This window comes from Pseudarthrobacter sp. NPDC058119, assembly GCF_042884655.1.
GTDB lineage: Bacteria > Actinomycetota > Actinomycetes > Actinomycetales > Micrococcaceae > Arthrobacter.
Window position 1 is genome coordinate 1 of record NZ_JBHVTN010000016.1, and the last position, 7523, is coordinate 7523.

Annotated in this window: 6 protein-coding genes; 5 read left to right on the plus strand and 1 reads right to left on the minus strand. The window is 66.1% G+C overall.

What is annotated here, in order from left to right; genetic code table 11:
- The coding region (gcvT, locus tag ACFVTD_RS20895; RefSeq protein WP_387567062.1) for a glycine cleavage system aminomethyltransferase GcvT at positions 1–936 on the plus strand (936 nt) is incomplete at its 5' end.
- Positions 937–1201: 265 nt separating this feature from the next.
- On the plus strand, positions 1202–2644 hold the full coding sequence (locus ACFVTD_RS20900) for an L-serine ammonia-lyase (protein WP_387567065.1): 1443 nt from the start codon (positions 1202–1204) through the stop codon (positions 2642–2644).
- 10 nt (positions 2645–2654) lie between these two features.
- Here the strand turns inward: ACFVTD_RS20900 and ACFVTD_RS20905 are convergent, their stop codons facing one another.
- Positions 2655–3200 (minus strand): TspO/MBR family protein, encoded by a 546-nt coding sequence (locus tag ACFVTD_RS20905; protein WP_387567068.1) that lies wholly within the window; start codon positions 3198–3200, stop codon positions 2655–2657.
- Between the two features lie 121 nt (positions 3201–3321).
- On the opposite strand from ACFVTD_RS20905, the gene ACFVTD_RS20910 reads away from it, so the two are divergent.
- The 3 genes from ACFVTD_RS20910 (at position 3322) to ACFVTD_RS20920 (ending at position 7416) form a co-directional block, all read left to right on the plus strand.
- Complete coding sequence (locus ACFVTD_RS20910) at positions 3322–4455, plus strand: lipid II:glycine glycyltransferase FemX (RefSeq protein ID WP_387567071.1); 1134 nt, start codon at positions 3322–3324, stop codon at positions 4453–4455.
- 122 nt (positions 4456–4577) lie between these two features.
- On the plus strand, positions 4578–5894 hold the full coding sequence (locus ACFVTD_RS20915; RefSeq protein WP_387567074.1) for a peptidoglycan bridge formation glycyltransferase FemA/FemB family protein: 1317 nt from the start codon (positions 4578–4580) through the stop codon (positions 5892–5894).
- Between the two features lie 34 nt (positions 5895–5928).
- Positions 5929–7416, plus strand: coding sequence for a threonine/serine exporter ThrE family protein (locus tag ACFVTD_RS20920; protein WP_387567077.1), 1488 nt, complete (start codon positions 5929–5931; stop codon positions 7414–7416).
- Positions 7417–7523: the final 107 nt, after the last annotated feature.

A 7523-nucleotide genomic window follows, 5' to 3' on the forward strand; every position in this document is an offset into this window, starting at 1 on the left:
GTGGGCAAACTGTCCGCCATCGCGGACGGCAAGGCCAAGTACTCGCTGATCTGCAACGAAGACGGCGGCATCATCGACGACCTCATCACCTACCGCCGGCCCGCCGCTGAAGACGGCACCGACGTCTTCCTGGTGGTGCCCAACGCGGGCAACGCCGCGGTGGTGGCGGCAGCCCTCCAGGAACGGGCCGCAGGGTTTGACGTACTGGTGGAGGACGCCTCCGCCCGAACATCACTGATCGCGGTACAGGGCCCCAAGGCCCAGGAAATCCTGTTGCGCCTGGTCCCGGCCGCACAGCACGTACTGGTGACTGACCTGAAATACTACGCCGCCGTGGAGGTTCCGTTCCTGGTGGGCGGGGCCGGCAAGGAACTCCTGCTCGCGCGCACCGGGTACACCGGTGAGGACGGGTTCGAGATCTTCGTGGCCAACGATGACGCCCCGGCACTGTGGCAGGCACTGGTCGCCATCGCCGACGACGGGGAACTCACACCAGCCGGCCTCGCCTCCCGGGACTCCCTCCGCCTCGAAGCGGGGATGCCACTGTACGGCAACGAACTCTCGCTGCAGGGGAACCCGTTCGCTGCCGGCCTGGGCCCCGTCGTCGCGCTCTCCAAGGAAGGCGACTTCGTCGGCAAGGCTGCACTGGCAACCATGAAGGAAGCCGGCGCCGGAAGCACCTCCGGCCGACGCCTCGTGGGCCTCAAAGGCAAGGGCCGCCGCGCCGGCCGGGCGCACTACCCCGTGCTCAAGGACGGTGTGCCGGTCGGCGAAGTCACCTCCGGCCAGCCCTCGCCCACCCTTAATTACCCGATCGCCATGGCCTACGTCGACGTCGAACACGCGGCTCCCGGCACCGCCCTGGACATCGATCTCCGCGGCAAGGCAGAACCGTTCGAAGTCGTCGACCTCCCGTTCTACAAGCGCCTCAAGTAGTTTTCCTCTTGGTGGTCGCCTTTGGCCCGGTGCTTTCGTGGTCGCCTTCGGGACCGCCGTCCGTGGTCACCTTCGGGACCGGTGGACCGGACATTTTCACGCGTGCTGCTCGTTCCTCGCTTTGACGCACGCTTTCGAAAAGTCCGGCTCCGCCGGCCCCTCGCGGGCAGGTCACGTCCGCGCAGCGGGCGTCTTCGCGACCGAGCACGCTGAGGATGTCCTGCCCGCTCCACCCCAACCAACCCGTTTTAGTTAGGAACACACCGTGGCAGTCGGCGTATTCGACCTTTTTTCTATTGGTATTGGCCCGTCGAGCTCTCATACGGTGGGGCCGATGCGGGCTGCTGCCGTGTTCGCTGAGGAGCTCAAGGCCTCCGGCAGGCTGGCTTCGGTGGCGTCGTTGCGGGTGGATTTGTATGGGTCTCTTGCTGCGACGGGGCATGGGCATGGGACGATGACCGCCATCCTGTTGGGGTTGGAGGGGTTCCATCCGGAGCTGATCCTGCCCGAAGAGGTGGAGGAGCGGCTGGCCTCGATCGCGGAGACCGGGATCCTGAACCTGGCCGGGGCTGGTGGTTCGGGAGTGGCCCTGCCCTATGGCGTAAAGGATATGGTGTTGCGGCCGTTGACGGTGCTGCCGCGGCACACGAACGGGATGACGTTCACCGTCACCGACGCTGAGGGGTCGGTGGTGCACGCGGCGACGTTCTTCTCGGTTGGTGGCGGGTTCATCGTCCGGGAGGGCGGGGAGGACGCGGCGCAGCAGGAACTGGATGCGTCCAAGGAGGAGCTGCCGTTGCCGTTCCGGACCGCGGCGGAGTTGCTGGAGCACTGCGCGGTGACCGGGCTGGGCATCGCGGACGTGATGCTCAAGAACGAGTTGGTTTCCCGGTCCGGGGCGGAGATCCGGGCGGGGCTGCTGCACATCTGGTCCGTGATGGAGAACTGCGTGCACACCTCGCTCAAGCGTGAGGGGGTGCTGCCGGGCGGGTTGAAGGTCCGCCGCCGCGCCCCTGACTGGTACGAGCGGTTGAAGAAGGAAACCGCCCGCCCCGACGACACCGGCCAGGACGGGCAGGACCACTACGACCCGCGGTATTGGCAGGAGTGGGTGAACCTGGTGGCGTTGGCGGTGAACGAGGAGAACGCCTCCGGCGGCCGGGTGGTCACCGCGCCCACGAACGGGGCGGCCGGGATCATTCCCGCGGTGCTGTTCTATGCCCTGCATTTCGCCCCGGGCATGGACCAGGCCACCCAGGCCGACCGCGATGATGTGGTGGTCCGGTTCCTGCTCGCCGCCGGCGCCGTCGGGGTGCTCTACAAGGAACAGGCTTCGATCTCCGGGGCGGAGGTCGGGTGCCAGGGCGAGGTCGGTTCCGCGTCCTCGATGGCCGCCGCGGGCCTGGCCGAGGTCATGGGCGGCACCCCTGCGCAGGTGGAGAACGCCGCGGAAATCGCGATGGAACACAACCTGGGCCTGACCTGTGACCCGATCGGCGGGCTGGTCCAGGTCCCCTGCATCGAGCGGAACGCGATCGCGGCCGCGAAAGCGATCAACGCCGCGAAAATGGCGCTCTGGGGCGACGGCACCCACCGCGTCTCCCTCGACGAAGTCATCATCACCATGCGCGAAACCGGCAAAGACATGTCCGACAAATACAAAGAAACCGCCATGGGCGGCCTCGCCGTCAACGTCGTCGAATGCTGACGCACGGTGCCTAGTTGTGCACTGCCGCCCACCAATTAAGGCTTGCCGCGAACACCAGCCATGAGATGTACGGCAGCAGGAGCAATCCTGCCATCGGGCTGATGGGACCGAAATGCAGCACCGTCACCGCAACGGCGGCAATCAGGGCCAGGATGATGGCCATGCCCAACCACAGCGCTGCCGTGCCAAGGGCGGGATAGAGGGCGAAGAACGCCGGGGTCCACGCCAGGTTGAGGACCAGTTGGATGCCGTACACCACCATGGCCTGCCGCGTCCCATCAGAACGTCGGCGCCATACCAGCCACGCTGCAAGGGCCATTGCCGCATAGAGGCTGGTCCATACGGGACCGAACACGCCATTGGGCGGGGACCACGGCGCCTTGTCCGCGGCGGCGTACCAGCCCGTGACGTTGGCCGCCGAGGCGAGTCCGCCCAGCGCCGCCACGAGCAGTGAGGCCAGCAGGAAACCGGCAAGCCCGGCCGCCTGGACCGCGGCACTGTACGGCTGGCTTCCGCTTCCCGCGGCAGCCATGCGCTGTTCCCCGTCCGGCCTCATACCCCAACCCTTGTTGACCCTGTTGAGCGCCGTCAAGGTGGCGCGCCACAACCCTGCTGCTGGAGGCCCGGGGATGCTGAAGAAAAGCCGGAGCCGCCCGAGGCTTTAGACTTGAGGCTGCATGTCCGCACGCATCCAGAAGTACCGAAACCGCGCACAAACCCGATTGGACACGGCCCCCTTGCGAGAATTCACCGCACGTTTTGCCACAGCCGAGGAAATTGAGAACTGGGACAAGCACGTCACGGCCAACCCGAACGGCGGCAACATGCTGCAATCGGCCGCCTACGCATCGGTCAAGAACGGAAGCGGCTGGAAAGTCCGGTTCCTGGTGCTGGAAGGCGGAGGAAACTCCAGCTACAACCTGGTCCTGGAAAAGAGCTTCCCGGTCCTGGGCCGCCTCTGGTACCTCATCAAGGGCCCCGACCTGGCCGGTGCATCAGACCTGGGACCTGCACTCGAAGCGTGCGCCCGGCTGGTCCGCAGCAGGAAGCTGAACGTCTTCACCATCAAGGTGGAACCTGACATCATCGACTCCGACGACGCACGGCGGGAGCTCGCAGCGGCTAACCTGACCAAGGCCCCCAACATCCAGTCCAACGACTCCACCGCCCTGCTGGACATCTCGGGCACGGAAGAGGAAGTCTTCAAGGCCGTCTCCTCCCGCGCCCGCAACGCGATCCGGCGTGCCGAGCGTGAGGGCTGCCAGGTTGTCCGGCAGGAGCACGGGCCGGAAACCTACCGGGCGTTGTACGACCTGATGGCCAACACCGTCAGCGCAAAGGGCTCCATGCCGCTGCGCAGCTACGACTACTACGCGCAGTTCTGGGACGAGTTCTGCGGCCGCGGCCAAGGCAACTTCTTCTTTACCTACGAGGATGGGAAACCCAGCGTGGGTGCCTTCGTTATCAACTACGGGGCCAAGGCCACCTACAAGGACGGCGGCTCCACTCAGAACCGCAAGCAGTATGGGGATTCGCACCTGGTGCAGTGGACTGCCATCAAGCGGATGCAGGAACTTGGCTGCACCGAATACGACTTCTGCGGCACGCCGCCAGCATCCCGGATCAAGGACAAGAGCCACAACCTGTACGGCATGGGGATGTTCAAGACCAGCTTCACCAAGACCGTCACCGACTTTGTGGGCTGCCACGACTACGTCCTGTCCCCGCTCCGGCAGCGGCTTTGGGTCAACGGCGGGGAAAAGGTGTTCCGCCGGATCGAAACCGCACGCACCGGCCAGCAGTTCTACTGACCAGCATCCACCCCGCGCAACACGCAAGCACCCGCCGGGCCGCGCACACCGTTGCAGCCTGCCCCGAACACCGTCCGCCCCGCGAGCCCCCGGCCGCGAAGAGTCCAGAAGAAGGTCACCCCTTGAACACAGTTTCCGCCGCTACCGGGCTTGAATACGCCAACCTCAGCGACGCCGACTTCGAAGCCTTCGCCCTGAAGCACCCGCAGAACAGTTTCCTGCAGTCCATCGACTTTGCCCGCTTCCAGCGTGCCCGGGGCCAGCAGGTGGAACTCTTTGGAGTCCGGCGCGACGGCGAACTCGTCGCCGCCGGAAAGCTCAACTACACCACCACCCGGCTGGGCTACACGGTCTGCGAATGCGCCAAGGGCCCCCTCATGGACTACACGGACCGTGAACTGGTGGGTGCCGTCGTCGGACTTCTCCGCAAGCACGCGGCGGCCCGCAAAGCCGCTGAGCTGCGGATCTCGCCCAACATCAGGTACATCGCACGGGACGCCGACGGCGCGGAGCAGCCGGACGTGGAAGACAACCGGCCGCTGGTGGCAGACCTGGAGCGGCTCGGATTCCGGCACCAGGGCCTGGACATGAACTTCGTCAACGTCAACTGGATGTTCATCAAGAACCTGGTGGGGATCCAGGACGCCGAAGAACTGATCATGGGCACCAGCTACCGGACACGGAAAGCCATCCGCAAGGCGGAGAAAAACGGCGTCTTCCTCGAACAGGCCACCCTGGAAACCCTCGACGATTTCTACGGCGCGCTGAGCCGCGCCGGGGACGAAAAGGGGTTCGTGTACCGCGAACGCGCCTACTACGAGAACCTGCTCCGCACCACCTCCGCGGAATTCACCAAGCTGATGATGGCCAAGATCGACATCCCCGCTTACCGCAAGTCCATTACCGAACGCCTGGCCGCGGAGTCAGCCACGGCAGCCGACCTCCGCCGCGAGGTGGAGGAGACCGGCAGCAAGAAGAAGGCCAACCGCCTCAAGGTGGTCCAGGACCTGGTGGACAGCTACGAGCGGAGCCTGAAGGACATCGAGCGGTTCCCCGACTCGGTCGGAACCGCCACCGTGGCCGCCATCCATTTTGTCTGCAACGGCGACGAGGTGGTGTGCGTCATCGGCGGCACCGTCCAGGACTACATCTACTTCAACGGCGCAACCTCCCTCTACTGGGGAATGATGCTGCATGCCCTGGAGAAGGGCTACCCGCGGTACAACTTCTACGGCACCTTCGGCATCTCCGGGCAGGACGAGGAAGGCCACGGCGGCTACGAATTCAAGAAGGGCTTCGGCGGTGAGGTGGTCCAGCTGGTGGGCGACTTCGTCCTGCCCGTCCGCCCGGCCGTCTTCCACGCCAACAAGCTCGCCAGGTCCGCCGCGGCGGCCGCCCGCACCCTGCTGGGCAAACTGCCGCTGAAGCGCGCATCCTGACAGTCCATCAACCGCGCACAGGGAGGAAACGGGCATGACCAACCGGCCCGAACGGCCAGGGTCCAGGCCGACAACTGACGGCCTGCCAAAGACGGAACCGCTAACCCCTGCGCAGCTCCGCCAGGATGCGGCGGCCAAGCGGATGCTGCGCCGCCTGGTCCAGGGCGAGAACCCTCCCACGGCTCCGTTGAGCATTGTGGACCGGCTGGCGGGCAGCCCGTACGCCAACCCCACCATCCAGGTGGGCGGCGTGGACACCTCAGCGCGCAAAACCCTGGACTTCGCCCTGCACCTGGCCGAAACCATGTTCCGTTACGGCGCCGGAGCCCTCGAGGTCGAAACCAGCATCATCGCGGTCACGGCGGCGCTGGGGTTGAAGAACATCGAAGTGGACATCACCAACCAGTCCGTCGGCATCAACTACGCGCCGAAGGACCAAACCCCCATCGCCCTGCTGCGCGTGGTGAGGTCATGGACCAACAACTACGCCGGCCTGGCCAAGGTGCACCAACTGGTCACCGACATCGTCGCCGGCGGCGTGGGCCGAGACGAGGCGATCCGCAGGCTGAACGAGGCCATCACCAGTCCCAAGCCGTACCCGCGGTGGATGGTCACGGCCGCGTTCGGTGTTTTCGCCGCCGTCTTTGTGGGGGTGCTGGGCGGCGGCCTCGTGTCATCGGCCATCGCGTTCGTAGCCAATATCGGCATCAGCCTCCTGGCCCGCCAGCTGGGGCGGTGGCGGGTGCCCGACTTCTTCATCACCGCCAGCTGCTCCTTCGTGGTCACCATCCTGGCGCTGCTGCTGTGGCAGTTGGGGCTCACCACGTCACCGTCAATTGTGGTGGTGGGCGGCATCCTGCTGCTCCTGCCTACCGGCCGCCTGGTGTCCTCCGTTCAGGACGCCATCAACGGCTTCCCCGTCACCGCGGCGGGCCGGTTCCTGTCCACCCTCCTGACCTTCGGCGCCATTGTGGCAGGAATCGCCGTTGCCTTCGTGGTGGGGGAACTGACCGGCCTGCAGCGGATCGACGTCACCCAGACTTTCCCGCCCGCCTACGACCTCTGGGTCCTCATTCTCTTCGTGGCCGCCGCCGTGATGGCTATCGGCATCACGGAACAGACCACCTGGAAGCTGCTCCTGCCCACGGCCGCCGTGGGCGTCGCGGGTTACCTGGTGCTGCTCGGCTGCGGCCTGTTGGGGATCGGCGACCGGTTCTCGCCGGCGATTGCCGCCGTCGTCATTGGCCTGCTGGCACGTGTGGTGGCCCTGCGGATGGGGGCCCCGCAGCTGGTGGTGGCGGTCCCCGCGGCCCTCATCCTGCTGCCTGGCCTCACGATTTTCCGGTCGATGTATGTGCTCACCGTTGAGGAATCCGAAATCCTGACAGGCGCCGGGGGGATGCTCAGTGCCGGGGCCATCGTGCTGGGCACGGCTGGCGGCATCGTCCTGGGCGACGTGCTGGCACGTCCGCTGACACGCAGCCTTGCCAGCAACGAGCGGCGGCGGGCGCGGCGCCGCTAGCGGAGTCCTAGATGTACTGCCCAGGGAGGTTGGTCAAGCGGCTGATGGGCGGGTGGCCTCCGATTGCGGTGTGGGGCCTGTGGTGATTGTAGTGGTGCAGCCATGCC

Coding starts and splice junctions, on each gene's coding strand:
- ACFVTD_RS20905 (WP_387567068.1), bottom strand. CDS start 3,200: ATGAGGCCGGACGGGGAACAGCGCATGGCTGCCGCGGGAAGCGGAAGC.
- ACFVTD_RS20910 (WP_387567071.1), top strand. CDS start 3,322: ATGTCCGCACGCATCCAGAAGTACCGAAACCGCGCACAAACCCGATTG.
- ACFVTD_RS20920 (WP_387567077.1), top strand. CDS start 5,929: ATGACCAACCGGCCCGAACGGCCAGGGTCCAGGCCGACAACTGACGGC.